This window comes from Larsenimonas suaedae (genome assembly GCF_023712105.1).
Lineage (GTDB): Bacteria > Pseudomonadota > Gammaproteobacteria > Pseudomonadales > Halomonadaceae > Larsenimonas > Larsenimonas suaedae.
Genome location: NZ_JAMLJI010000002.1, coordinates 121106 through 144903 on the forward strand (window position 1 = coordinate 121106; position 23798 = coordinate 144903).

Sequence of the window (23798 nt, forward strand, 5' to 3'; positions counted from 1 at the left end):
GAAATCTCCTAGGAAAACACGTTCAGCGCTTTGTTTATTTTTAGAAGCCAGGGACGCACCAGGGAGGGTGCGAAGTGAATCAGGGTGCCGCGGGTTGCTGTGATATGCACAAGGGAGGCACGCTCTGGAAAATAAAACGGAAACCACGCCCCGCCCCACCCGAGGGCATAGGTTTCATCAGGCGCAACCTGTATCCAGAGCGGATCAACACGACGCGAGAATCCACGCATCACGACAAACCCATCGACCAGCTCGGTACGGGCTCCTCCCTGCGACGGCACCCCGGCACCAAAGGTCTTGAAACGGGTCTGGTCGAGCATGAGTGCTGCGTGCTCGCGCCGATAGGTTTCATACCAAACCTCTTTTTCGACCGAATGACGCCAGCGCATCTGAAACGTTGTCTGCTCCGGCATCACGAAGGCGTAGTAAGGGAGGTTGTCGTGGTTAACGACCAGAAGCGGCAAGGGCACGGCTCCGGCCGCCAGCGACAACGCGCTGACAACCAGAGCCGACACTGCAACACGCCTCATTTGGTCACTTTGACGTAGAGAGGGTTTCGTAGAACGCTTTCGCGCCCGGATGCACCGGCAGAACCAGATTCTGGTTCATGGTGTCGCGCTCGACACGCTTGAGCGCCCCGACCGAGACCTTGTCGGTGCCGAGATACTCGTAGAAGCGCTTGGCCAGATCCTTGGCCACATCGTCGTTCATGCTGTCAGGCACGATCAGCAGATTGCGGATGGCCACTGTCTCGACCGCCTGATCGAGGTTGTAGCGCTCCGGGGCCTTGGCTGGCAGTGTGAAGGTTTCGTAGTACGGATACTTCTCGAGCAGGCTCTTGGCGGTATCACCCTCGACCGGCACGAACGTGATGTCGTTAGACTGCATCAAGCCGGTAATACTGCTGTTGGGCACGCCAGAGGTGAAAAAGGCGGCATCGAGATTGCCGTTGCTCATTTCGGTGACGCTGTCGGCGTAGCCCGTATGGCTCACCCGCCCGAGATCCTCAGTGGAAAGCCCGGCGGCTTCAAGGACCTTGAGCGCACTTTGCTCGACCCCCGAGCCAACCTTGCCCACGCCTACGCGCTTGCCGGCCAGATCCTTGATCGATGAAATGCCACTCTCCTCGGTCGCCACCACCTGAACGACATTGGGATAGAGGCCGGCAAGTGCGCTGATTTTCGCCGGCTGGCCTTCGAATTGACCCTGACCGTTAAGCGCATCAAAGGCTACATCGCTCATTACAATCGCAATCTGGTTGAGCCCATCGCTGATGTTGTTGATGTTCTGAACCGAGGCGCCGGTCGAGACAACCTGTACGTTATCGACCAGATCACTCTGCTCGAAGACGGTCTTGAGCGCGCCGCCGATGGGGTAGTAGCTGCCGGAGGTGCCGCCGGTTCCGAAGATGAGGTTGACCGTCTCGGCCGCCGTCGACGTGCCGTCATTGCCGCCCTGTTGCTTGCTCTGGGTCGAGGCCTGCGACGACGTCTTGTCGTCACCGCCATCGCCACACCCCGCCAGTGCCAGTGCACTCAGCAGCGCGATCCCACTCAGCTTCATTGTTATTGAAGGCATCGTTTGTTCCCTTGTGTGTTGTTGGTAAGCCGCAAGTCAGCCTACAGGGTGGGGGCTTATATCGGCCATTGGGCATGATGTCGACTTTAGTATAATCTTTGTGAACTAACGCCGTTCGATGCGCCATTTCGAACCATTCACAGCCCGGCAAATACGTTTAACTGAACACATCATCCCATGACTGGCACCCTGACCGCTTAGCTCTTAAGATGAACACCTTATTTGATACGCCCGTTCGAATGCGTCTGCGCTTTCATTTCTCTTCGACCCGACGATGCTTTGAGACACTTGCCATGATGAAGTCGATTTCACGGTGGGCACGCTACCCCCTCATCCTGCTTGCACTGGCGCTGACCGGCTGCGCCTCGGGCCTCAACGCCCAACAGCAACAGGAATACGCCATGTATAAGGAACGCGGCCAGGTCCAGGTGGTCAAGGACCCGGACTCGAGCGCCATTCTCGGCATGCTCCCTGGCGGCGGTTCCTGGTACACCGGCAATTACGGCGTAGCCGCCCTGAACACCGCGCTGTGGCCCCTGTCGATGTTGTGGGATCCGGCCAACGGCTATAACGCCGCAACGTCTGCCAATTACCTGGCCACCCGGTCCTACCTGCAGGAGCAGCAGCGCAAGGAAGAAGCCCGTCTGAAAACCAGACGTGCCACCGGAAAGCTCTCTGAAAAGGACTACGCCAAGGCCTTGAAGGAGTTGAAGGCCAAATACACCATCACACCCATGAATCAGATCCTGACCCAGCCAGACACCCACCAGGAACTGGCAAGCAACACGCACCGCTAAGCCTAAGTCGGGCCTTCGTGCACATTAAAACGCCCGGAGATCACTCTCCGGGCGTTTTTATAATCACGCGTTTTTATCCCCATGAGAGAGCCTGACTACATCGCATGCGCCCGACTGTGCTCGAGATAGTGCGCCCGAAGCTTATCCGCCACAGGGCCGGGGGCGCCGCTTCCGATCAAATGACCATCAACGCTTATGACACTGGTCACCATCGAGGTGGCCGAGGTCATGAACGCCTCCCGAGCCGATTTGGCCTCATCCGGCGTAAAGGCACGAAGCTCGATCGCAAGGCCCTCGTCCTCGGCAAGCGAGATCACCGCAGCGCGCGTGATGCCGTGCAGTAAATCCGTCGATAGTTCCCGCGTCACCAGCACGTTGTCCTGAGTCAGGATAAAGGCGTTGCTCGAGGAGCCTTCGGTCACGTACCCCTCTTCGACCAGCCAGGCGTCGTCGGCGCCGGCGGCTTTCGCTGCCATCTTGGCCATGGAGGGATACAGAAGCTGGGTGGTCTTTATGTCACGACGATGCCAGCGCAGATCGGGCTGTGTCGCGACCCGAGCGCCGCGCTTTGCAAGCGCGCTCTCGACAATGGCCTTGTCCTGGGTGAACGCCACAAGCGTCGGCGGTGTGTCTTCAGGCGGATAGGCGAAGTCGCGGTCGACCACGCCCCGCGTCAGCTGCAGGTAGACCAGCCCCTCGTCAAGCGCGTTTTTCTCGATGAGCGTGCGGTGCATCTCAAGCAGCGCGTCATCACTTAGTTCAAGGTTCATGGAAAGCTCGGCCATCGACCGCCTGAGTCGGGTAAAGTGGCCCTGACAATCGATCAACTTGCCCTCCAGCACTGCACAGACTTCGTAGATGGCGTCAGCCATCAGAAACCCGCGATCGAACACGGAAACCGTGGCCTGCGCTTCGGGCAGGTACTGCCCGTTGATGTATACCGTACGCGTCATCGTTTTCTCGCCTCGCTGTACTAGCCCCAAAGTGCCGGCGATGCCGGATGAATGCCCGCGTCGTCAAATTGCATGGGCAGCGCCCGGTCCTCGGCCAGAAGCAAGGGCGCGTCGAGATCGACGACATCAACCCCCTGCGCGACCAGAAGCGCCGGTGCCATGGAAAGCGACGAACCCACCATGCATCCGACCATCACGCGAAACCCGAGCGCCTCGGCCGCTCGTTTGAGCGCAAGGGCCTCGGTCAAGCCCCCGGTCTTGTCGAGCTTGATGTTGATCATGTCATAACGACCACGAAGCGTTTCAAGCGTCGAGCGGTCATGGCAGCTCTCATCGGCGCACACAGGCAGGTCACGCGTCAGTGTTTCAAGCGCGGCGTCCTGATCGACCGGCAGCGGCTGCTCGACCATTTCGACCCCAAGCGCCACCATCACCGGAGCCAGAAGCCGATAGTCCTCGAGCCGCCACCCTTCATTGGCATCGATGATGATGCGCGCGTCGGGCGCGCCCGCCCGCACGGCACGAAGGCGTGCGATGTCCTCATCCCCTTCACCGCCGAGCTTTAACTTGAGCAGCGGCCGATGAGCGTGGCGTACGGCTTTATCGTGCATCGCGCTGGGCGCATCGAGCGACAGGGTATAGGCCGACACCACCGGCTCCGGTGGTGAACTCAGCCCGGCCAGTGCCCAGACAGGGGTTCCTGCACGCTTGGCCTCGAGATCCCACAGCGCGCAATCAAGGGCATTTCGGGCCGCCCCGGCCTGAAGCACCGTTTGAAGCTCCTCTCGGGTCATGCCGGCCGCCAGCCGGTCACGCAAGCTCTTGATCGTTGCCATCACGCTTTCAACGGTTTCGCCGTAGCGCATATACGGCACGCACTCGCCCTGCCCGCGATGGCCGGCCTCATCGTGAAGCGTGACCGTGACGGTACGTGCCTGTGTTCGAGAACCTCTGGAAATGGTAAACGCGTCGGCGAGTGCAAAGACCGTTTCCTCGACCTCGAGTTTCATGACAGAAGCGCCTCCGCCAATCGGTCGGCGCCATGCCGAAATGGGTCGACGCATGGCAGTCCCAGCCGCTGCTCAAGTTCATCAAGATAAGAGCGCGCCTCATCGTCATCAAACGCGGCGGTATTGACCGACACGCCGATGACCCGGCAGGCCGGATTGACGATCTGCGCCAGCGGCAAAGCCGTGTCTCGAAGCTGCTCGAGGGTTGGAAGTTCGTAGTGAGGGAGCCCGCGCATGTGGGTTCGGGTCGGCTCGTGGCAGAGCACCAGCGCATCGGGCTGTCCCCCGTGAATCAATGCCATTGTCACCCCGGAAAACGAAGGGTGGTACAGGCTGCCCTGCCCCTCGATGATGTCCCAGTGATCTTCGGCGTTGGCCGGCGATAGCCATTCGACCGCGCCGGCCATGAAATCGGCGACCACCGCATCAAGCGGCACCCCCTCACCCGTGATCAGGATGCCGGTCTGCCCGGTCGCCCTGAAATCGGAAGGCACCCCGCGCGCCTTGAGGGCCGCATCCAGGGCAAGTGCGGTGTACATCTTGCCGACGGAACAATCGGTGCCCACTGGCAGGCACCGCTTGCCGGCACGCGTCTTGCCATCGCCAATGGGGTAGCTCTGCTGGGGCACGCGCACATCGAACAAGAACCGGCCGTGTGTCTCAGCGGCCCTGGTCAGTCGGGGCTCGTCCGTCAAAAGGTTGTGAAGGCCGGAGGCAATATCAAGCCCCTTGGAAAGCGCCTCCTCGAGCACCTCGAGCCAGCGCTCGGAAATGACGCCGCCTCGATTGGCTACGCCGATCACCAGCGTCTTCGCACCCTGCTCGACGGCCTCATCGATATTCAGGTCAGGCAGCTTCATGTCCGCCTGGCAACCGTCCAGCCGAAACTGGCCAAGCGCGTGGTCTGGCCGCCAATCCCGAATGCCCTGCGCGACCTTTGCGGCCAACGGATCAGGGGCATCGCCCAGGAAAAGTAGATACGGCGTGTTCAACATGAAAAGGCCTCCCGGTGGCAAGTGACACTCGCGTCGTCGGTGTGATTGCACGACCGATGACACGACGAGACCTCAACATAACGCGCCTGAGACGGTGAATAAACGACCACGTTCAAAAACGGCGCGCCGTGGCTGCTCCGCCCACATCGACTGCCCTTGAAATCGGGACCCTATTTAATGAACCGGCGCTGAACGCGCTTGAGCACGGACTGGGCGCGGGCACCGGGTCGGGCCGACACCAGCGCCATGAACAAACCCAGCGCGCCGAAAATACCAACAATGGTCACAAGGACAATGCCAATGGCTTCAAAAAATGACATAACTTAACCCTTTGAAATTAGTATGCTTTTCCTTTAAACCTACACCAGCTTTCCAAAAAGGTTCAATAGCGCCCCCGCGACACAATGCAGCACCGCCGCTCTTGCCTGAACCGCCACGATCGCTAAACTAGCGCCCCGACTAACCGCGCGTGGCATCGCGTGCCCCGCGCATCAACGTATCCGGTCCATCCTTTGCGAGGATGACCTACTGGAGAGTTCCATGAATGCACCTATCGTGGTGGCAGCGCTTTACAAGTTCGTTGCGCTGCCCGATTACCAGGACCTTCGCGCCCCGCTGCTTGAGGTCATGACAGAAAACGACATCAAGGGCACGCTGTTGCTTGCCGAGGAAGGCATCAACGGCACCATTTCCGGCACGCGCGAGGGCATCGACGCGTTGCTTGCCTGGTTGAAACGCGACGAGCGCCTTGGCGATCTCGAGCACAAGGAATCGCCCGCCGACGAGCAGCCGTTCTACCGCACCAAGGTCAAGCTCAAAAAAGAGATCGTGACCATGGGCGTGCCGCAGATCGATCCCAACCGTCAGGTCGGCACCTACGTCGACCCCAAGGAATGGAACGACGTGATCAGCGACCCCGAGGTGCTGGTGATCGACACCCGCAACGACTACGAAGTGGCCATCGGCTCCTTCGACGGCGCTGTCGACCCCAAGACCAAGACGTTCCGTGAATTTCCCGAGTACGTGAAAAATCACTATGACCCGGAAAAGCACAAGAAGGTCGCGATGTTCTGCACGGGGGGGATTCGCTGTGAAAAGGCCTCGAGCTACATGCTGAGCCAGGGCTTTGAAGAGGTGTACCACCTGAAAGGCGGCATCCTGAAGTACCTGGAGGAAGTGCCGAGCGAAGAGTCCAAGTGGCACGGCGATTGTTTCGTGTTCGACAACCGCGTCACGGTCAAGCACGACCTCAGCGAAGGCGAGTTCGAACAGTGCCACGCCTGCCGTCACCCGGTTTCCGCAGAAGACATGCAAAGCAACCGCTACCTGCCCGGCATCAGCTGCCCGCACTGCTGGGAAGCGCTGCCGGAGAAAACACGCGAACGCGCCATCGAACGTCAGAAACAGATCGAGCTTGCCAAGAAGCGCAATCAGCCGCACCCCATCGGCTTCGATCAGCGCCAGCTCAAGCAGGAGTGACCGCTTCGAGACCTACAAAAAAGGCGCCGTCAGGCGCCTTTTTTGTGCAGAGGGCTTAGGTTGGCGTGTCACTGCCGGACGCGGCCAGGTCCTGCCCCATCCAATGTGCCCATACCGCCATGACGCCTGCGCGCTCAGCGTCGAACATCGACGCCTCCGTCAGGCTTTTCTCATTGTTGAGGGCCATGCGGTGCGTTTCGCGCCGATAGGCGAGATAGGCGTTTCGAAGCATGTCGGCATCGGCAAGCGCCATCTGGCCGCTGGATTCAAGCGTCTCGATCAGCCGGATGTTATCGGTAAAGGCCAGTAGCGCGCTGGTTTCATGGGAGTGGGCCAGCACCATGTACTGATTGAGAAATTCGATATCCACCAGCCCACCCGGGTCCTGCTTCAGGTGGAAGCGGCTCGATGCCCTCGCCTGCGCGTCACTGCCCAGATGCGCACGCATCTTGTCGCGCATTTCCACCACCTCCTGCTTGAGGCGCGCCTCGTCACGCGCCTTTGAAAGCACATCCCGGCGAAGCGTTTCGAAGCGCTCGGCCAGCGCCTGATTTCCGGCCACGGGCCGGGCGCGCACCAGGGCCTGATGCTCCCAGGTCCAGGCGTGGTGATGCTGATAATCGGCAAAGGCATCAAGCGTCGACACCAGAAGCCCTGCATTGCCCGAGGGCCGCAGGCGCATGTCCACCTCATAGAGCACGCCGGCGGGCGTCACGGCCGTCAAAAGATGAATGATGCGCTGCCCGAGGCGGGTGAAGAACACCGGCGCATCGATCGCACGCGGACCCGGCGTCTGTGACGCGGTCGAAGGCTCGAACAGAAACACCAGATCCAGATCGGAGCCGTAACCGAGCTCGATGCCCCCCAGCTTGCCATAGCCGATAATGGAGAATTTCGGGCCGCGCTCATGCCCCTCAGGCACGCCATGCTTGTGCGTCAGGCTGCGCCAGGCCATACCGAGCACTGCCTCGAGCACCACCTCGGCGATCATGGTCAGGCTGTCACTGATGGTCATGATGTCGTGCACACCGGCCACTTCACCGGCGGCCACATGCAACACCTTGGCATGCCGGAAATGCCTGAGCGCCTCGATCAGCGCCTCGTCATCGTCGTCGGGAATCCGCGCCAGCGCCTGTCGAAGCTCATGGGTCAGTGTTTCACGGCTGGGGCTGACGCCAAGAAGCGCCGGCGACAGCATTTCATCAAGCAGCATCGGGTAGCGCGCAATCTGCTCCGCGATCCAGGCGCTTGCGCCACAAAGACGAACGAACTGACGCAGGGCATCGGGATTTTCGCGCAAGAGCGACAGATAGGCAGTACGCCTGAGCACGGCCTCGATCAAGGGCAGCACCCGCTCAAGGGTGCGCGTGGGCGCCTCGGTGGCGGCCACTTCGGCGATCAACATCGGCATCAGCGCGTCGAGGCGCTCGAACCCGACCCGCTGCATGTTGATCACCGATTTGCCGTGCTTGAGTCGATACAGCCGGTTCAGACTGCGCTCGGCATCATCAAAGCCGTGGCGCGTCATGAGGGCGAGCGCCTCGGTTTCCGACAGGCTCTGCTCCCACACTGAGCGCCACTGCTCAAGCGCCGGGTCGAGGGCGCTTCGCGCGTCGGCGTCCTCATCGGGCGCGGCCACGATGGCGTCGAAATGGGTGCGAACGCGGGCACGGGTCTGTTCGAGCCGATCAAACAACGCCGCCCAGCTCGACTCGCCCAGGGCGTACGCCAGCCGCAGACGATCGAGCTCGTCGTCCGGTAGCGCCTGAGTCTGGCGGTCGTACTGGGCCTGAATCGCGTGCTCGAGATCACGCAGAAAGACGTAGTCGTCGTGCAGCTCATCGACGGCGCTTTCCGGCAGCAGCTCGAGCGGTTTTAAAACATCGAGCGCCTGTTTGAGCGACGGTGTTTGCAGCTCGCGGTCGCGCCCGCCCCGGATCAGCTGAAAGGCCTGAACCACGAATTCGACTTCGCGGATGCCGCCCCGCCCGAGCTTGATGTTGTCCTCGATGTCGCGTCGGCGCACTTCCCGGTTGATCAATCCCTTCATCTCGCGAAGCGATTCAATGGCGCCGAAATCGATGTACTTGCGGTACATGAAGGGCTTGAGCTCATCGAGCAGTCGCGCCCCGGCGGCGCGATCACCGGCCACGGGGCGCGCCTTCAAAAGCGCGAAGCGCTCCCACTCGCGCCCCTGGTCCTGATAATAACTGGTGGTGGTGGAGAACGGATTGACCAGCGGCCCGCCGTCCCCGAGCGGGCGCAGCCGCATGTCGACCCGAAATACAAAACCGTCGGCGGTAATCTGATCGAGCGCAGCGATCAACTTCTGACCGATGCGCGTGAAATACTCCTGATGATCGAGCGACCGGCGCCCGCCCTCGGTCACGCCCCGGCGCTCGAACGCGAAAATCAGATCGATGTCGGAGGAGAGGTTAAGCTCACCGGCACCAAACTTGCCCATCCCGAGCACCACAAGCCGGGTGCGCTCCCCGTTTTCCATCAGCGCAGGCCGACCCCACCGTTGCGCGTAGTGGTTTTCAAGCCAAGCCAGGGCACCGTCAAGACACAGTTCGGCAAGTAGCGTTACGGCGCGTGCGGTGGCCCAGGCATCGGCCTGGCCGGTGAGGTCACGCCAGATGATGCCTGCCATGCGGGTGCGCCTGAACCGTCGAAGGGCTGCATAAAACGACACTTCATCCTCGGCGGCGTCGAGCGCCGTCTCGAGCAGTGTCTTCAGGTACTCGCGGGAAGGTTCGACCGCCCATTCATCGTGCTCGGAAAGCCGAGTGAGTATCTCGACATCACGAACGATCAGCTGGCCCACGAACGGCGACGCCAACACGACCGTCTTGAGCTGCTTTCGCCGCTCGGGCTCGAGCCAACTGTCCACTTTGGACGGCAGCCCAGCGATGATTTCGTCAACGGCGTGCTCGAGTTGCTGGCGAAGCTCGACGGGGGTAGACATCATGGGCTTTCGTCCTCTTTAGATGATGAAGTGACCGAACGGACTCTTTTTTATCACGCAAGAGGCGGTATCTGAATAAAAAAACGCCCCGCAGGAGCGAGGCGTTTTTAAAGGCTGCAAGGATCAGGAGGCCAGTTTGGCGTCCAGCGTGATCTTTGCGTTGAAGAGCTTGGAAATCGGGCACCCTTCCTTGGCCTTTTGCGTGGCATCGTCGAAATCGGACTGGCTGGCGCCCGGAACCTCGGCTTCGGTCTCCAGGTGGATCGCGGTGACCGTGAAGCCGCTGTCGTCCTGCTCAAGCGTCACGGTTGCCTTGGTGTCGATGCGCTTGGGTTCGAGCGAGGCTTCTCCCAGAATCATCGAAAGCGCCATGGAATAGCAGCTTGCGTGTGCCGCGCCAATCAGCTCTTCCGGATTGGTGCCCGGCTGGTCTTCAAAGCGGGTGTTGAATCCGTAGGGGTTTTCCTTGAGGGCACCACTTTCAGTGGATACAACGCCCTTGCCCTGTTTCAGGCTGCCTTCCCAATGTGCGGTACCGTACTTCTTGATACTCATACTTCCTCCATGAACAAATGGGTTCGACTGTGACGTAAGGGTAGCCGATCACACCGCCTTTGCCAGCGGATCGGTTCGAGCCGGTCAGGCGAGCGCGGAAAGCGCGGCATCGTAGTTGGGTTCGGCCTTGATCTGCGGGCACAGCTCGCTGTAAAGCACCTGATCGTTTTCATCGAGCACCACAACGGCGCGGGCGCACAGCCCCTTCATCGGGCTGTCCTTGATCAGAACGCCGTAATCGGCCTGGAATTCAGGATGGCGAAACGTGGACAGCGTCTTGACGTTTTCAAGCCCTTCGGCCCCGCAAAAGCGCGCCGCCGCAAAGGGAAGATCGGCGGACACCACCAGCACCACGGTGTTTTCAAGGCTCGAGGCCTGCTGATTGAACTGGCGGGTGGATGTCGCGCAGACGCCGGTATCCACGCTTGGGATGATGGAAATGACCTTGCGCTGGCCCTTGAACGACTCAAGAGTTATATCTTCAAGGTTCTGACCGGTCAGCGTGAATGCCGCGGCCTTGTCGCCCTTTTGCGGAAACTGACCCTCGACCGTGACCGGGGTATCGCCCAGCTTGACTTCACTCATGACATCCTCCTTTAAACAAACCATGGCGGCCCGAGCGGGCATCGCCTGATCAGAGTATGGGGATGATCACGAAAGTCTCAAGCCGCCTGCGCCGGTTAATGTTTTATGGCGCTTGCCATAAACGGCCAGGGTGCGAGTCCAAAAGCGCCCAAAGCACGGGTCAAAGCACGCCAAAGCGCATCAGAAACAGCCCGCCCCAGACGGTTGCCGCCATGAGCGAGGCGGTCAGCACAGCGGCGGAACCGAAGTCCTTGGCCCGGCCTGAAAGCTCGTTCTTTTCAAGCCCGATGCGGTCCACCACCGCCTCGATGGCCGAATTCAAAAGCTCCACCGAAATCACGAACAGTGCGCTCATCATCAGCATCATCCACTGCATCATGGTGTCGGCAAGCCAGAAGCTTATCGGAAACAACACGACCAAAAGCACCAGTTCAAGGCGCAGAGCCGCCTCATGCCGCCAGCCGGCCAGAAGGCCCTGAAGGGAGTAGCGTGTCGAATGCAACAACCGGCTGAACCCGGTGTGCTGGGGTTTCATCGAAGGCATAGCAGGAATCATCGAAATCAAGGAGAAAACGCTGTAGCTGCCCGAGCGACGGCTACTCGCTGTGAGTAATCCTAGCAGAGCCTCACAGCAATAGACTATGGTCGTTGACACAGCTATCCACGCAGGAGGTGTCATGGCACACGCAGTGAGAGTGTTCGAGACCGAGCCTCGGGTCCGGCTCGAGCACATGGATGACCCGGTGCCCGGCCAGGGTCAGGTCGTTGTCGACATCGAGTATTCCGCGCTGAACTACAAGGACGCGCTCGCGCTGACCGGCCGGGGCAAGATCATCAGAGCCTACCCCCTGACGCCGGGCGTGGACGCCGCGGGCGTCGTGGCAGATTCCCGGGATGAGCGCTACCGCGCAGGCGATCGCGTGATCATGACAGGTTGGGGCGTGGGCGAGCGCACCGACGGCGGCTTTACCACTCGCCAATGCTTTGACGCTGATACCCTCGTGCTCTGCCCGGACAATCTGGCCGCGAAGGACGCCATGATCGCCGGCACCGCCGGATTGACCGCCATGCTTGCGCTGATGAAGCTTGAAACCCTTCAACAAAGCCCCGCCGCCGGGCCGCTGCTGGTAACTGGCGCGACCGGCGGGGTGGGCCAATGGGCCGTGACGCTTCTGTCGGCAGCGGGCTTCGAGGTGCACGCGCTGACCGGCAAACCCGATCAGGCCGAGCACCTCAAGACACTCGGCGCCCACGAGATCGTTGACCGCCACGCCTTCACGGAAAACGTTCGCCCGCTCGACAAGGCCTGCTACGCCGGCGGCGTGGATACGGTCGGAAGCGCTGTTCTGGCCGCGCTTTTGTCTCGCACCTTCGATTACGGCAACGTGGCCGCGGTCGGGCTCGCCGGCGGCATGGACCTCCACACCTCGGTGGCGCCGTTTATCCTCCGGGGCGTCTCGCTTCTTGGCATAGAAAGCGTCCGCGCCCCTTTTGAGCAGCGACAGGAGGCGTGGCAGCGCCTTGCAGGGCTTGGCGCCGGGGCGACAGCGCCGCTGCTTTCCGGTGTCATCGGGTTCGAGTCGCTCGAAACCACGGCCAGATCAATGATCGACGGCACCACCGCCGGGCGCTATCTGGTCGACCCTGCGAAATAAGCCATGCATAAAAAAACGCGCGCCGAGTTGGCGCGCGTTTTTGTTTCACACGTTCGCGGGGCTCAGCGAAGCACCAGTAGCGGAATCTTGGTGCGCTGAATCATCGCGGTGGTGGTGCTGCCGACCAGCAGATGACGAATGCGCGAGTGCCCATACGCCCCCATGATCGTCATATCGATGTCGTTTTCCTCGATGTAGTCATACAGCACGCTTTCCACATCGTCGCCGTCGCGCACCGCGCAGACCGCGTCAATGCCTGCGTCACTCAACACACCTTCCACCCAGGGCAGGCCCTTGCGCGAGGCATCTGAGTCGCTGCCGACCGCCACTGCGTGCACCGTGGTGCCACGAAACAGCGGGCTGGCCGCCAGGCGCTCAATGCCCTTGCGGGTCGAGGCGCTGTTATCGAAGGCGAACAACACCCGCTCAGGCGCCTTGAATGCCTCACCGGCGGCAATCAATACAGGCTTGTGCACCGATCGCAGCACCCGCTCAAGGTTCGAGCCCAGGTGGCCGCTGGCGCCGTGGGCAGTTTCGCCGCGCTTGCCGACCACGAACAGCCGAACGCTGCCCTCGAGGTCTTCAAGGGTCGAAACCAGATCGCCATGGCGCTGCAGCGATTCAGCGGTATCAACACCATCCTCGGACGCCCGCGCAGACGCGGCCTTGAGCATCAGCTTGCCATTTTCCCGCGCGATGCGGGCCCGCTCCTGATCGAGCGACACCATGCTTTCGAGCATGTGCTCGCGGGTGCCAAGGCCGATGTTGCCGGAGCGGTCGGCTTCTTCCGGGTAGAGCTTTCGATCCAGCACGTGGAGAAAGGTCAACGGCGCGCCGAGTGTGAGACTTGCCCAGCTGGCGTAGTCACAGACCAGCTCGCCGAACCGGGACGCATCGATACAGGCCAGAATACGTTCACTCATCGCTTGTTCTCCCCCACTTCAGTGTTCAATCGGCTTATCGAGCGCATCGGGCTTGTCATGCACCCCATGGCGGTCGACCAGGGTCTGGCTGGCCTCGTTGAGGCCATGCACCTCAACCTCGCAGCCTTCTCGCCGGAACTTGATGACGACGCGGTCGAGCGCATCCACGGCCGTGATGTCCCAGAAATGCGCATGGCTTACGTCAATATGAACATGGGCCAGCGATTCCTTAAAGTCGAACGCATTGGTAAACGCTTCAGTCGAGGCAAAGAAAACCTGGCCGCGCACGTCGTAGCGCCGTGTTTCGCCGTCCTCATCAAGGGTCGAGGTGATGCGCAGGTAGTGCGCGATCTTGTTGGCGAAGAAAATCGCCGCGATCAGCGTACCGGTCACCACACCGATGGCGAGATTGTGGGTATAGAGCACGACCGCAACAGTTGCGAGCATGACGATGTTGGTGGTCATCGGTTTCTTGGGCAGCTCCCGGATCGAACCCCAGTCAAAGGTACCGATCGAGACCATGATCATGACCGCGGCCAGCGCCGACATCGGAATGAGCGCCACCCAGTCGCCGAGAAAGACCACCATGATCAAAAGCCCGACACCGGCCACCATGGTCGACAGCCGAGTACGCCCACCGGATTTCACATTGATCACTGTCTGGCCGATCATGCCGCACCCGGCCATGCCGCCGATGAAGCCAGTGGCGACGTTGGCGATACCCTGTCCACGGCACTCCTTGTTCTTGTCGCTGCCGGTATCGGTCAGATCATCAACGATGGTGGCCGTCATCATCGATTCCATCAGGCCCACCACCGCAAGCGAGAGCGAGTATGGCAGGATGATCATGAGCGTCTCGAGCGTGAACGGCACGTCCGGCATCAGAAAGGTCGGCAGGCTGTCGGGCAACTCGCCCAGCCGCCCGACCGTTCGAAAGCTCTCGTTGGCCTCTATTCCGAACATCAGTGCCACCGCCGTCATCACCACAATGCACACCATCGGCGAGGGAATGGCCTTGCCGATGACCGGCACATAGGGGAAGAGGTAGATGATCGCAAGGCCACCGGCACAGATCCACCAGACCGCATCGGGCTGACCGAAAAGCTCCGGCAACTGCGCCATGAAGATCATGATGGCGAGCGCGTTAACAAACCCGGTCACTACCGAGCGCGGCACGAAACGCATCCAGCGTCCGAGCTTCATGTACCCGAACACGATCTGGATCAGACCGGTCAGGATCGTTGCCGCCAACAGGTAATCCAGGCCGTGGTCCTTGACCAGGCTGGTGATGACCAGCGCCATGGCACCGGTTGCGGCGGAGATCATGGCCGGCCGGCCGCCGGCCAGCGAAATGACGAACGCCATCGAGAACGAGGCATAAAGCCCCACGGCCGGATCGACCCCCGCGATGATCGAAAATGCGATCGCTTCGGGAATCAGTGCAAGCGCCACGACCAGTCCGGAGAGGACATCGTTGCGCACATTGGAAAACCAGTGCTGCCTTAATGAGCCAATCATTCGTTCTTTCCACGTCTTTATAGTTGAGGTCGACACGTGTCTGACGCGCGCGTCACCAGCGAGCCGGTTCAGCCTGTCAGAGCAACATTGTCGTTTTATGCATAATCGGTTACGTCACTCATGGGCGGGCGCCAGGAGTGACAAGCGCAGGCGCGCTTATCCCGGGGGGTGGGACGCGATACTAGGGCGGCACGATCTGCCCTGTCGCTTTACTGGAAGATGTCGAGAGCATCGAAGTCTGCCTTTCGGTCGTCGGACAAGAGAAAGCTCGGCTTTCGAAACGAGGCCAAGTCTAACAATCTCATCCCGCGAGTGCACTTCCGAGCGTGTTTTAACGTCACTCACCGGCTTTCGATGCCATCACGACCGGCCCGGTCTCAGAATCCAGGCCTGAAAAAAACGCGCCCGGCAGGCGCGTTTATCATCGATGAACATCACATGCATGTACTGATAAGCCCTGGAGAGTCTCGCGTCACTTACCCAACGATCATGGCACCATAGCCCCACAGCACCACCGTAATGGCAAGCAGCGCCTCGAGCACCAGCACACCAATCGCCATGGTGGTACTGAATACCAGCATGCTTTCCTTGCGGGTAATGTTGAAAAACGCCGGTAACCCGACGTAAAGAAGATAGGCGGTGTAGCAAAGCCCGACGACGATCGCCAGCGAGCAGAGCCAGACCAGCGGATACAGCGCCACGATGCCGCTTAGAAACATTGGCGTGCCGACGTAGCCCGCGAACGTGATACACCGGTTACGGCTGGGGCGGCTTGGAAAGCGGCGGGCGCTCCAGTGAAGCACCGTCCCCACCAGGGCGACAGCGCCCAGAATGGCCAGATAGAACACGATGGCAAGCGTTAGCGCCGTCGTGAATTCAAGCGGAACATAGCGTCCCTCGCCAAAATGCCACCCGAAGGTGGTCGTGCCAATGAACGCGCACACCACCGGCACCAGCGCCAGGAGCAGAACGTGGTGGGCGTAGAGCTCTACCACCGATTCGCCCTCATGCTCGATCTGGCGCCACTCTCGGTTCGGATGGGCCAACAGCCCCCATACGTGATGAATCATGAGACACCTCCTAGGAAGCCGACGGTCGCACATCGGCAGAATCCAGCGATGGTCTTCACTTCATCCTTCGCGACCTTCACCTCGAAGTATAGAAACACGCAGGCCGTTGTCAGCAGTGAATGTCTCAAACTTGCGTATTAGCAAAGGGCTGAGAGCTGAAGATCGGGTGCCACAGACGGACACCCGCGTTCGAATCAGTCCTCAAATAGCGCCCGGCGCGCCGCCTCCCAGCTTGCCTGGTCCGGCGCGCACAAGAGCCCTCCGGTGCGCTGGGATGGCCGGTACGGCGTGCCATCCAGGTGCGCACTAAAGCCGCCCGCTTCCTGGTGCAACAGCCAGCCCGCAGCGTGATCCCAGGGCATCAGCTTGTTGTAGAACAGCACATGGCTGAACCCCTGCGCGGCCTGGCGATAGTCGTGCGCGGCGCAGCGAAGCAGCTGAACCATACCGAACCTTGAGAACCGGCCGTTGACCTGGCTGCGCTGCGGCTCCGAAAGCGAGCCGGTCGAGAGAAAGCCCACCATCTGATCGACCGGCCCAGGCTCGGCCACCTTAAGCGCTCGCGTACTGCCGTCCTGGTACTCGAGCCACGCGCCCTCGCCCTTCACGGCGTAGGCGATGTCGTTGCAGATCGGGTCAAGGATCGCGCTTGCCACCACTTCCCCGAACTGCGTGACCGCCGCCATGACCCCGAACAACGGCAGGTCGGAGGCGAAATTCTTGGTGCCATCGATCGGGTCGACAATCACCGCAAGCGCCGCCTCATCGATGCGCTCGAGCAGGGTTTCATCCTTCGCGGTGGCCTCTTCCCCAATCACGATGGCCTCAGGAAAGCGCGCGCGCACCTCGCTGGTGATCATCCGCTCGGCCGCCTCGTCGCCTTCGGTCACCAGATCGAACAGTGAGCTTTTCTCTCTGATCTGATCGGCCTTGAGGCTTCGAAAACGCGGCATGATCTCTTCCGTCGCCGCACGCTTGAGGATTGCACCCACCGCGCGTATGTCTGTCGTGTCGAACGTCATGCACCTCTCCCTGAAATGAGTCTACCGGCCCGGAAACGCCTCACCGGACACGCCCCGCCACTATAACAGGCCCACCCGGATAAAAGGCCCGCCCGGCGTGACCATCGACCGCCGTGCCCTGACAGCGCCCACGGCGCATCCCTATGATCGACCGGTGAAACCCACTATTCTCTCGTCCGGTATCCGTCGAACGTATGAGTTGCTGCCCATCGTTGGCCGTGACGTACGCTGGTCCTGTTTTCACCGTAACCGCTGGAGAGTCGTTTACTATGGATATGAACATCGATGCGCTGTGGGAGCTTGTGCAGTACAAGGGCAGCGTGATCGCCCTTAACCTTGCCTACGCGCTGATCATTCTGGTCGTGGGGCTGTGGCTTGCCAAATGGCTCAGAAGCCTGATCACCAAGGCCCTGACGCGCGCCAACGCCGACCCGCTTCTGGTCAAGTTCGGCACCAACGTCGCCTACGCCGCGCTTGTGGTGTTCGTGGCACTCGCCGCCATCGGCAAGCTCGGCATTCAAACCACCTCGTTCGTTGCGGTCATCGGTGCGGCGGGGCTTGCCATTGGCCTTGCGCTTCAGGGCTCGCTTTCGAATTTCGCCGCCGGCGTGCTGGTCATCATCTTTCGCCCCTACAAGATTGGCGATTACATCGAGGGTGGCGGCGTTGCCGGCACCGTCATCGACGTGCAGATCTTCACCACCGAGCTCAAGACCGGTGACAACCGCAAGATCATCGTGCCCAACAGCAAGATGACCAGCGGCGCGATCACCAACGTCTCGGCGTTCGAGACCCGCCGGGTCGATCTGGTCGCAAGCGTCAGCTACGACGACGACATCGACACCGTGCGCCGGCTGCTCGAAGAGGTGGTCGCCGCCGACCCGCGCGTGCTTCCAGAGCCTGCCACCAACATTCGCATGAACGCCCTGAACGACTCGACCGTCGACTGGATCGTGCGCCCGTGGGTCAAGGCAGGCGATTACTGGAGCGTGTACTGGGAAATGACCGAGGCGATCAAGCGCCGCTTCGACGCCGAAGGCATCACCATCCCCTTCCCTCAGCGCGACGTCCACCTCTACCACCACGATCGGCCGGCCGACTCGACCACCACGCCCTGAGCGACTCGTGCGCCGGGCGACAGCCACGCCATAAAAAAACCGGCCCAACGGGGCCGGTTTTCAGCAGAAACACACGCGCTTATCGGTTCTGTTTCTGGGGTTCGCCGCGGTTGGACTGCTGCATCTGTTGCTCGCGTTGGCGCTTGTTTTTCTTCTTGTTGCGAAACACCAGATACAACGTGCCAGCGATGGCCGAAAAAAGCAGGATGTAGGCGAACACCAGCCCGCCCTGCAGGAACCAGTGGTAGGTGTCGTAATTGGCAACCGCGTCGTTATGGTTCATCACTCGCTCCTGATTGACTCGCAAATACCATCCGGAAAGGCGCAGTCTAAATCAGCCCCGCTTCGACTTCGACGCCCTGCGACCTTATACCCGAGCGCACGGGTACGCCTTCAGCTTTTTTAAAGGCTCACGCGCCGCTATGACCCATTTGGCAGCGGGTGAGAGGAGCGGTAATCGATCTCGCTGATTTCCCCGCGCAAAAACGCAAGCAGACGCTCATCGGCCTGTTCGTCCTTGGCGATCGCATCGAGCCGGTAACGGATGACCAGCCGCGAACGCTGATGATTGAACAGCCCACCGACCAGAAAAAACCCGCTGCCGATCAAAAACAGCCAGGCCAGAAACGCAAGCGTCTGGGCTTTCGCTGCCGGGCTTTCGAACTCCCATAGATACGGAATGGACGCCACCACAAAGAGCCCCGAGCCCACCACGAACATCACCGCAGTCAGGTTCATCAGCTGAAGCGTCATCAAGGAAGAGGCTCTGATCACCATCATGACGTTGACGCTTGCCCCGATCACGAACAGCGCCGAGCCGACCACAAAGGTCCAGGCACCGATCTTGACCCAATCGATCCACGACAGAAACAAAAGGCTACCCACCGTGAACAGAATCGTTCCGAGCAAATACGCCCAGATTGCCACCACCTCGAGCGTCCGGCTCGGCGACAGCTTCTGCTTGGGCCAGAACCGGTGGACCTCCACCATGTCGTGCAAAAGCACGATCAGATACACCAGCGACCCCACGAAAAACAGCCACGCCCCGATGTCCTTCAAATGCTCGAGGGAGGGAAAGAAGAACACGCTGCCCACCATGAACAGCACCCCGCCCAGCTCGTACAACAGCGCATTGGCGAACTCCCATCGCACGTCGATCGAACGTTGACGCTTGGTCGAGCCGACCGAAGCGAGCCGGGGGCGATTGGTAAAGAGGTGAGGCATCGAAATGGTCCATGGTCAATAAGTACGCCAAGCATGGCAAATAGTCGGGCACTCCGACAAAAAAAGCGCCCTCACCCCTGTGCGTGGAATGCCTGAACGGCCGCCTCGGCGACCACCTGCTCCTCGGGCTCGTCGGCGCCGCTGACCGCGACCGCGCCCACCAGCTCGTCTTCAAGCTTCAGGGGCTCGGCACCACCGAGCGGAATCATGCCCGGCAGATCACCGATCCAGCTCTGCTCGCGGGCCTTTTCGGAAAATTCGACCATCGAGCTTTCGAACTTGCTGCACGAGACCGCCTTGCCGAGCGCCCCGTCGACGCCGCCGCTGACGCCGCCATCCATGCGCCGAAACGCCACCAGATGCCCGCCTCGGTCGACGACCGCAATCGAGACATGCACGTTCTGCTCGTCGGCAGCATCCGTTGCGGCATCGAGCACCGCCTCGGCCGCACTCAAGCTGATGGTGGGGTACGTCTGAACCACCTGGTCTGACATGATCCGTTCCTCCGTGAACGCGATAGCACGTGACTTATTGACGGGTTCAGACTAGTTCATCTTGCTCAATTTTCCATGAAATCAAACCGTTAGACCAAACGAACGTTTGGATTGGCGCATCTCCAGTCCCCGGCCGACCCGCCGCGATCAATAGGCGAAGGGGCCGCCACGCTCAATCGCCCGCTTCCAGCCCGGCCGCGCGCGCACGCGCTCGAGCCAGTCTGCCACTGCCGGGGCCCCCTCGATCCCCGCGCGCGACGCGGCGGCCATTACCGGAAAGCTCATTTGAACATCGGCCGCGCTCAGTGCGTTGCCGGCAAACCAGCCTGTGTGTGTGAGCGTTTTATCCCAGTAGGCGATGTGGGTCTTGATCTCGGGGGTGAGGTGCTTTTGCCGCACGCCCTCGCCCAGCAGCCGCCCGGGCAGGCGCAGAAACCACGGCACCGGCGGCTTGCCGAGCTTCGAGAAGATCAACGACATCACAAGCGGCGGCATGGCCGAGCCCTCGGCGTAATGCAGCCAATAGCGGCACTGCTCGAACGCCGGCGTTCCCGCACGCGGCATCAGCTGGTGATCGGGGTCGAAGCGGCTGCACAGGTACTCGATGATGTAGCCGGATTCACTGACCACGACGCCGTCATGCTCGATCACCGGCGCCTTGCCGAGCGGATGCACCGCCTTGAGGGAGTCCGGCGCGCGCATCGTGACGGGGTTGCGGGAGTGACAGACAAGCTCGTACTCGAGCCCGAGTTCCTCGAGCAGCCAGAGAATGCGCTGAGAGCGCGACTGGTCGAGGTGATGCACCTTGATCATGGAGCCTCCTGAATGAGCGTAAAAGACCGGCCACACCACCGGGCCGGTCTCTCACCATGGCTCAGACTCGCCGCCACGCCAAGCGCTGGTCTACCTGAGCACCACCGGCGCCCACAGTGACAGCGCCAAAAGCGTTGCCAGAAGCACCGGCGGCGTGATGATCAAACCGACCTTCATGTACTGCCCCCAGCTGATCCGATGGCCCTTGCCCGCCAGCACATGCAGCCACAAAAGCGTTGCAAGGCTCCCGATTGGGGTGAACTTCGGCCCCAGGTCATTGCCGATGACGTTGGCGTAGACCATCAGCTCGCGAACGAGCGGCGCAACCTGGGCGTGATCGATCGCAAGTGCCCCGACAAGCGTTGACGGCATGTTGTTCATGACTGATGCCAGCACCGCCGAGAGCACACCGGTGCCAAGGGTTGCGATCACCAGCCCCTGCCCGCCCAGCCAGGTCATGACCGAGGCGGCCGCGTCGGTCAGCCAAGCATTGCCAAGCCCGTAGACCACCAGATACATGCCGAGCGAGAACAGAACAATCTGCCATGGCGCGCCGCGCATGACCTCACCGAGAGGAATCACCCGCGCCTCGCGAGACCCGACCCGGGCCGCAATCGTGATCAGGCAAAGCGCCCCGAGCCCCATGATCAGCGAAAACGGCACGTCCCAGCGCGCAGTGACAAAGAGCGCCACCAACAGCACCCCGATCAGCGGAAACGCCGCCCGGAATACTCGCATGTCCTTGATCGCGGCCCGCGGCGATTCCAGGCGCGTCTGGTCGTAGCGGGCCGGAATCACCCGGCGGAAATAGAGCCACAGCACGAGAAGTGTGGCCGCAAGCGCGACCAGGTCGACCGGCACCATCACCTGCGCGTACTCGGCAAACCCCAGCTCGAAGTAGTTGGCGCTAACGATGTTGACCAGGTTCGAGATCACCAGCGGAAGGCTGGTGGTGTCGGCAACGAAGCCGGTGGCGATAATGAACGCAAGCGCCGCCGGCGGTGGCACCTGAAGACGCGCCAGAATCGCGATCACGATCGGGGTAAGCAGGAGCGCCGCCCCGTCGTTGGCAAACAGCGCCGCAATCACGGCGCCAAGCACCACGATCAGGGGAAAGAGCCGTCGGCCGCTGCCGCCGCCCCAGCGGGCGATATGAAGCGCCGCCCAGGCAAAAAAGCCGGCCTCATCGAGAATCAGCGAAATGATGATCAAGGCAACGAACGTAAGCGTTGCGTCCCAGACGATGTGCCAGACGTAGGCCACATCGCCCCAGTCGACCACGCCGGTTGCCAGGGCAAGCACCGCCCCGCCCAGCGCGCTCCAGCCGATGCCAAGCCCCCTGGGCTGCCAGATCACCAATACCAGCGTGATCAGAAAAAGTGCGAAGGCAAGCATGTGCTCTGCTCCTGAAAGGCCCCGGTATGCCGGGGCGTCACGCAAAATGCCCCTGATATGCCGGAGCGTCACTCACGCATTACGTCGATTGGTTGACCCGCGCTGAAAGCGCCTCGGCGCTTTCCACCCGTTCGGAATAGCGCGCGGTCAGATACTCACTTCGCCCGCGCACCATCAGGGTGAATTTCGTGAGTTCCTCACAGACATCGACCACCCGCTGATAAAGCGGTGACGCGCGCATGCGGCCCGTGTCATCGAACTCGTTGAACGCCTTCGGCACCGACGACTGATTGGGGATGGTCACCATCCGCATCCAGCGTCCGAGAATGCGAAGCTGATTGACCGCGTTGAAGCTCTGACTGCCCCCGGAGACCTCCATCACGGCAAGCGTCTTGCCCTGGGTCGGGCGCACCCCGCCCAGCGCGAGCGGCAGCCAGTCGATCTGCGCCTTCATGACCGCCGTCATCGCGCCGTGGCGCTCGGGGCTGACCCACACCATGCCCTCGCTCCACATCGCAAGCTCGCGAAGCATCACTACCTTCGGGTGCTCGGCGTTGGCCTCATCGGGCAGCGGCAGGTCAGTGGGATCGAAGGTGCGCACCTCACAGCCCAGCGCCTCTAGAAGCCGCCCGGCCTCTTCGGCAAGAAAGCGGGAGTAGGAACGTTCGCGGAGCGACCCATAGAGCACCAGAATCCGCGGCGGATGGCCCGGGTCATCGGGGCCGGCCAGCGCCCTGACATCGATCGGGTGAAGCTCGTCGGCATCAATGGCCGGAAGCTTTGACGTATCGAGGCTCATGCACCGCCACCCGGGCGCACCGTCTCGCCGTCTTCCTTGGTGAAGCTCGCAACCGGGGTCGGCAGCAGCTCGAATACGGTCTCCGATGGCCGGCACAGACGCGCGCCGTTTTCCGTCACCACGACCGGGCGGTTGATCAGCAGCGGGTGCTCGACCATGGCATCGATCAGGGCATCGTCGGTGATGGATTCATCGGCAAGGCCGAGGGTGTCGTAGGGCGTGCCCTTCTGGCGCAGCAGCTCACGGGGGGTGAGCTTCATCTGTGCAAGCAGCGACACCAGCATCTCGCGGCTCGGCGGCGTTTTCAGATACTCGATGACGTGGGGCTCGATGCCTGAGTCACGCAGCATCGCGAGCGTATTGCGCGAGGTGCCGCAGTCGGGGTTGTGGTAGATCACACACAGCATGGGTCAGGTCTCCGTGGGGGTCGGCTTGGAAGACGAGGGATTTGACGACGCGGAATTGCAAGACGGCGTGTCGGATGAGGCGCACTCGGGCGCTGTCTCGCTCAGCGAGGCCATCAGCGGGCCGCAAATGCTCGGGTCACCCGCGCAGCAGTCGCGCAGCAAGAACCCGATCAGCGCCTCGATCGCTGAAAGCTCCGCCCGGTAGATGATCGAGCGGCTCTCGCGGCGCGGCGCGACCAGCCCGGCCTGCGTCAGTACCTTGAGGTGCGCTGAAAGCGTCGCGTTCGGCACCTCGAGCGCGCGGGCAATGTCGCCGGCCGCAGCGCCCTCTGGTTCGCGGCGAATCAACAGCCGCACAATGTTGAGCCGTGTGGGCTGGGCAAGCGCCCCAAAGATCGCTGTCGCATCATTTATTTCCATAATTCCAAACATATGAAAAT

At 61.3% G+C, this 23798-nt stretch carries 26 protein-coding genes; 4 read left to right on the forward strand and 22 right to left on the reverse strand.

From position 1 onward, the window contains the following. Positions 1-8 precede the first annotated feature (8 nt). Positions 9-464, reverse strand: coding sequence for a DUF1850 domain-containing protein (locus NAT49_RS06565; protein WP_251592357.1), 456 nt, complete (start codon positions 462-464; stop codon positions 9-11). Positions 465-534: 70 nt separating this feature from the next. Continuing rightward, positions 535-1578, reverse strand: coding sequence for a TAXI family TRAP transporter solute-binding subunit (locus NAT49_RS06570; protein ID WP_251592359.1), 1044 nt, complete (start codon positions 1576-1578; stop codon positions 535-537). Positions 1579-1871: 293 nt separating this feature from the next. Between NAT49_RS06570 and NAT49_RS06575 the strand changes: the two genes are divergently transcribed. Further along, positions 1872-2375, forward strand: coding sequence for a hypothetical protein (locus NAT49_RS06575; protein ID WP_251592361.1), 504 nt, complete (start codon positions 1872-1874; stop codon positions 2373-2375). 95 nt (positions 2376-2470) lie between these two features. Here NAT49_RS06575 and NAT49_RS06580 read toward each other — a convergent pair whose 3' ends face one another. The 4 genes from NAT49_RS06580 to NAT49_RS06595 form a co-directional block, all read right to left on the reverse strand. Next, positions 2471-3328 (reverse strand): D-amino-acid transaminase, encoded by an 858-nt coding sequence (locus NAT49_RS06580; RefSeq protein WP_251592371.1) that lies wholly within the window; start codon positions 3326-3328, stop codon positions 2471-2473. A 20-nt stretch (positions 3329-3348) separates the two neighbouring features. Then, a complete protein-coding gene (dgcA, locus tag NAT49_RS06585; RefSeq protein WP_251592373.1) occupies positions 3349-4338 on the reverse strand; it encodes an N-acetyl-D-Glu racemase DgcA in 990 nt (329 codons plus the stop codon). Continuing rightward, positions 4335-5333 carry an N-acetyltransferase DgcN gene (gene dgcN, locus NAT49_RS06590; protein ID WP_251592375.1) on the reverse strand — a complete coding sequence of 333 codons (999 nt, stop codon included), beginning with the start codon at positions 5331-5333 and terminating at the stop codon, positions 4335-4337. The genes dgcA and dgcN overlap by 4 nt, the downstream gene beginning before the upstream one ends. Positions 5334-5503: 170 nt before the next feature. Continuing rightward, positions 5504-5653 (reverse strand): hypothetical protein, encoded by a 150-nt coding sequence (locus NAT49_RS06595; RefSeq protein WP_251592377.1) that lies wholly within the window; start codon positions 5651-5653, stop codon positions 5504-5506. 220 nt (positions 5654-5873) lie between these two features. On the opposite strand from NAT49_RS06595, the gene trhO reads away from it, so the two are divergent. Continuing rightward, positions 5874-6812, forward strand: a complete 939-nt coding sequence (trhO, locus tag NAT49_RS06600; protein WP_251592379.1) for an oxygen-dependent tRNA uridine(34) hydroxylase TrhO — start codon at positions 5874-5876, stop codon at positions 6810-6812. A 55-nt stretch (positions 6813-6867) separates the two neighbouring features. Here trhO and glnE read toward each other — a convergent pair whose 3' ends face one another. The 4 genes from glnE to NAT49_RS06620 form a co-directional block, all read right to left on the reverse strand. Beyond that, positions 6868-9783 (reverse strand): bifunctional [glutamate--ammonia ligase]-adenylyl-L-tyrosine phosphorylase/[glutamate--ammonia-ligase] adenylyltransferase, encoded by a 2916-nt coding sequence (gene glnE, locus NAT49_RS06605; protein ID WP_251592381.1) that lies wholly within the window; start codon positions 9781-9783, stop codon positions 6868-6870. Between the two features lie 120 nt (positions 9784-9903). Continuing rightward, a complete protein-coding gene (locus NAT49_RS06610) occupies positions 9904-10335 on the reverse strand; it encodes an OsmC family protein (protein WP_251592383.1) in 432 nt (143 codons plus the stop codon). 84 nt (positions 10336-10419) lie between these two features. Next, positions 10420-10920 (reverse strand): thiol peroxidase, encoded by a 501-nt coding sequence (gene tpx, locus NAT49_RS06615; protein WP_251592385.1) that lies wholly within the window; start codon positions 10918-10920, stop codon positions 10420-10422. Positions 10921-11080: 160 nt separating this feature from the next. Continuing rightward, complete coding sequence (locus NAT49_RS06620; protein WP_309619115.1) at positions 11081-11464, reverse strand: diacylglycerol kinase; 384 nt, start codon at positions 11462-11464, stop codon at positions 11081-11083. A 133-nt stretch (positions 11465-11597) separates the two neighbouring features. Between NAT49_RS06620 and NAT49_RS06625 the strand changes: the two genes are divergently transcribed. After that, positions 11598-12575, forward strand: a complete 978-nt coding sequence (locus NAT49_RS06625; protein WP_251592393.1) for an acrylyl-CoA reductase family protein — start codon at positions 11598-11600, stop codon at positions 12573-12575. Positions 12576-12637: 62 nt separating this feature from the next. Here NAT49_RS06625 and NAT49_RS06630 read toward each other — a convergent pair whose 3' ends face one another. The 4 genes from NAT49_RS06630 to NAT49_RS06645 all read right to left on the reverse strand — a co-directional run bounded on the left by NAT49_RS06630 (position 12638) and on the right by NAT49_RS06645 (position 17108). Beyond that, positions 12638-13498, reverse strand: coding sequence for a universal stress protein (locus NAT49_RS06630; RefSeq protein WP_251592396.1), 861 nt, complete (start codon positions 13496-13498; stop codon positions 12638-12640). 18 nt (positions 13499-13516) lie between these two features. Then, positions 13517-15016, reverse strand: a complete 1500-nt coding sequence (locus NAT49_RS06635; protein ID WP_251592398.1) for a SulP family inorganic anion transporter — start codon at positions 15014-15016, stop codon at positions 13517-13519. A 476-nt stretch (positions 15017-15492) separates the two neighbouring features. Next, on the reverse strand, positions 15493-16086 hold the full coding sequence (locus NAT49_RS06640; protein ID WP_251592399.1) for a Yip1 family protein: 594 nt from the start codon (positions 16084-16086) through the stop codon (positions 15493-15495). Positions 16087-16280: 194 nt separating this feature from the next. Continuing rightward, positions 16281-17108, reverse strand: coding sequence for an inositol monophosphatase family protein (locus NAT49_RS06645; RefSeq protein ID WP_251592401.1), 828 nt, complete (start codon positions 17106-17108; stop codon positions 16281-16283). 269 nt (positions 17109-17377) lie between these two features. Here NAT49_RS06645 and NAT49_RS06650 point away from each other — a divergent pair, with 269 nt between their 5' ends. Then, positions 17378-18226 (forward strand): mechanosensitive ion channel family protein, encoded by an 849-nt coding sequence (locus NAT49_RS06650; RefSeq protein ID WP_309619114.1) that lies wholly within the window; start codon positions 17378-17380, stop codon positions 18224-18226. A gap of 79 nt (positions 18227-18305) precedes the next feature. Here the strand turns inward: NAT49_RS06650 and NAT49_RS06655 are convergent, their stop codons facing one another. From NAT49_RS06655 to NAT49_RS06690, 8 genes are all read right to left on the reverse strand, one after another. Beyond that, on the reverse strand, positions 18306-18509 hold the full coding sequence (locus tag NAT49_RS06655; RefSeq protein WP_251592403.1) for a hypothetical protein: 204 nt from the start codon (positions 18507-18509) through the stop codon (positions 18306-18308). Between the two features lie 137 nt (positions 18510-18646). Then, positions 18647-19450, reverse strand: a complete 804-nt coding sequence (locus NAT49_RS06660; protein ID WP_251592405.1) for a YrhK family protein — start codon at positions 19448-19450, stop codon at positions 18647-18649. 71 nt (positions 19451-19521) lie between these two features. Then, complete coding sequence (locus tag NAT49_RS06665; protein WP_251592407.1) at positions 19522-19944, reverse strand: GlcG/HbpS family heme-binding protein; 423 nt, start codon at positions 19942-19944, stop codon at positions 19522-19524. A gap of 147 nt (positions 19945-20091) precedes the next feature. Continuing rightward, positions 20092-20757: a glutathione S-transferase gene (locus tag NAT49_RS06670; RefSeq protein ID WP_251592408.1), complete on the reverse strand. Its 666-nt coding sequence runs from the start codon at positions 20755-20757 to the stop codon at positions 20092-20094. Positions 20758-20847: 90 nt separating this feature from the next. Beyond that, positions 20848-22152: an arsenic transporter gene (locus NAT49_RS06675; RefSeq protein ID WP_251592410.1), complete on the reverse strand. Its 1305-nt coding sequence runs from the start codon at positions 22150-22152 to the stop codon at positions 20848-20850. Positions 22153-22231: 79 nt separating this feature from the next. Continuing rightward, a complete protein-coding gene (gene arsH, locus NAT49_RS06680) occupies positions 22232-22951 on the reverse strand; it encodes an arsenical resistance protein ArsH (RefSeq protein WP_251592419.1) in 720 nt (239 codons plus the stop codon). Next, positions 22948-23358 (reverse strand): arsenate reductase (glutaredoxin), encoded by a 411-nt coding sequence (gene arsC / locus NAT49_RS06685; protein ID WP_251592427.1) that lies wholly within the window; start codon positions 23356-23358, stop codon positions 22948-22950. Before arsC ends, arsH begins: the two co-directional genes overlap by 4 nt. 3 nt (positions 23359-23361) lie before the next feature. Continuing rightward, positions 23362-23790 carry an ArsR/SmtB family transcription factor gene (locus NAT49_RS06690; protein ID WP_251592429.1) on the reverse strand — a complete coding sequence of 143 codons (429 nt, stop codon included), beginning with the start codon at positions 23788-23790 and terminating at the stop codon, positions 23362-23364. Positions 23791-23798: the final 8 nt, after the last annotated feature.

Bases quoted from the DNA above. Each gene is read 5' to 3' on its own strand.
- NAT49_RS06595 (WP_251592377.1), bottom strand. From the start codon at position 5,653: ATGTCATTTTTTGAAGCCATTGGCATTGTCCTTGTGACCATTGTTGGT.
- NAT49_RS06650 (WP_309619114.1), top strand. From the start codon at position 17,378: ATGGATATGAACATCGATGCGCTGTGGGAGCTTGTGCAGTACAAGGGC.
- NAT49_RS06670 (WP_251592408.1), bottom strand. From the start codon at position 20,757: ATGATCAAGGTGCATCACCTCGACCAGTCGCGCTCTCAGCGCATTCTC.
- NAT49_RS06655 (WP_251592403.1), bottom strand. From the start codon at position 18,509: ATGAACCATAACGACGCGGTTGCCAATTACGACACCTACCACTGGTTC.
- NAT49_RS06640 (WP_251592399.1), bottom strand. From the start codon at position 16,086: ATGATTCATCACGTATGGGGGCTGTTGGCCCATCCGAACCGAGAGTGG.
- NAT49_RS06635 (WP_251592398.1), bottom strand. From the start codon at position 15,016: ATGATTGGCTCATTAAGGCAGCACTGGTTTTCCAATGTGCGCAACGAT.
- NAT49_RS06625 (WP_251592393.1), top strand. From the start codon at position 11,598: ATGGCACACGCAGTGAGAGTGTTCGAGACCGAGCCTCGGGTCCGGCTC.
- trhO (WP_251592379.1), top strand. From the start codon at position 5,874: ATGAATGCACCTATCGTGGTGGCAGCGCTTTACAAGTTCGTTGCGCTG.
- arsH (WP_251592419.1), bottom strand. From the start codon at position 22,951: ATGAGCCTCGATACGTCAAAGCTTCCGGCCATTGATGCCGACGAGCTT.
- glnE (WP_251592381.1), bottom strand. From the start codon at position 9,783: ATGATGTCTACCCCCGTCGAGCTTCGCCAGCAACTCGAGCACGCCGTT.
- tpx (WP_251592385.1), bottom strand. From the start codon at position 10,920: ATGAGTGAAGTCAAGCTGGGCGATACCCCGGTCACGGTCGAGGGTCAG.
- NAT49_RS06630 (WP_251592396.1), bottom strand. From the start codon at position 13,498: ATGAGTGAACGTATTCTGGCCTGTATCGATGCGTCCCGGTTCGGCGAG.
- NAT49_RS06620 (WP_309619115.1), bottom strand. From the start codon at position 11,464: ATGCCTTCGATGAAACCCCAGCACACCGGGTTCAGCCGGTTGTTGCAT.
- dgcA (WP_251592373.1), bottom strand. From the start codon at position 4,338: ATGAAACTCGAGGTCGAGGAAACGGTCTTTGCACTCGCCGACGCGTTT.
- NAT49_RS06660 (WP_251592405.1), bottom strand. From the start codon at position 19,450: ATGCCTCACCTCTTTACCAATCGCCCCCGGCTCGCTTCGGTCGGCTCG.
- NAT49_RS06675 (WP_251592410.1), bottom strand. From the start codon at position 22,152: ATGCTTGCCTTCGCACTTTTTCTGATCACGCTGGTATTGGTGATCTGG.
- arsC (WP_251592427.1), bottom strand. From the start codon at position 23,358: ATGCTGTGTGTGATCTACCACAACCCCGACTGCGGCACCTCGCGCAAT.
- NAT49_RS06610 (WP_251592383.1), bottom strand. From the start codon at position 10,335: ATGAGTATCAAGAAGTACGGTACCGCACATTGGGAAGGCAGCCTGAAA.
- NAT49_RS06570 (WP_251592359.1), bottom strand. From the start codon at position 1,578: ATGCCTTCAATAACAATGAAGCTGAGTGGGATCGCGCTGCTGAGTGCA.
- NAT49_RS06665 (WP_251592407.1), bottom strand. From the start codon at position 19,944: ATGTCAGACCAGGTGGTTCAGACGTACCCCACCATCAGCTTGAGTGCG.
- NAT49_RS06690 (WP_251592429.1), bottom strand. From the start codon at position 23,790: ATGTTTGGAATTATGGAAATAAATGATGCGACAGCGATCTTTGGGGCG.
- NAT49_RS06645 (WP_251592401.1), bottom strand. From the start codon at position 17,108: ATGACGTTCGACACGACAGACATACGCGCGGTGGGTGCAATCCTCAAG.
- NAT49_RS06575 (WP_251592361.1), top strand. From the start codon at position 1,872: ATGATGAAGTCGATTTCACGGTGGGCACGCTACCCCCTCATCCTGCTT.
- dgcN (WP_251592375.1), bottom strand. From the start codon at position 5,333: ATGTTGAACACGCCGTATCTACTTTTCCTGGGCGATGCCCCTGATCCG.
- NAT49_RS06580 (WP_251592371.1), bottom strand. From the start codon at position 3,328: ATGACGCGTACGGTATACATCAACGGGCAGTACCTGCCCGAAGCGCAG.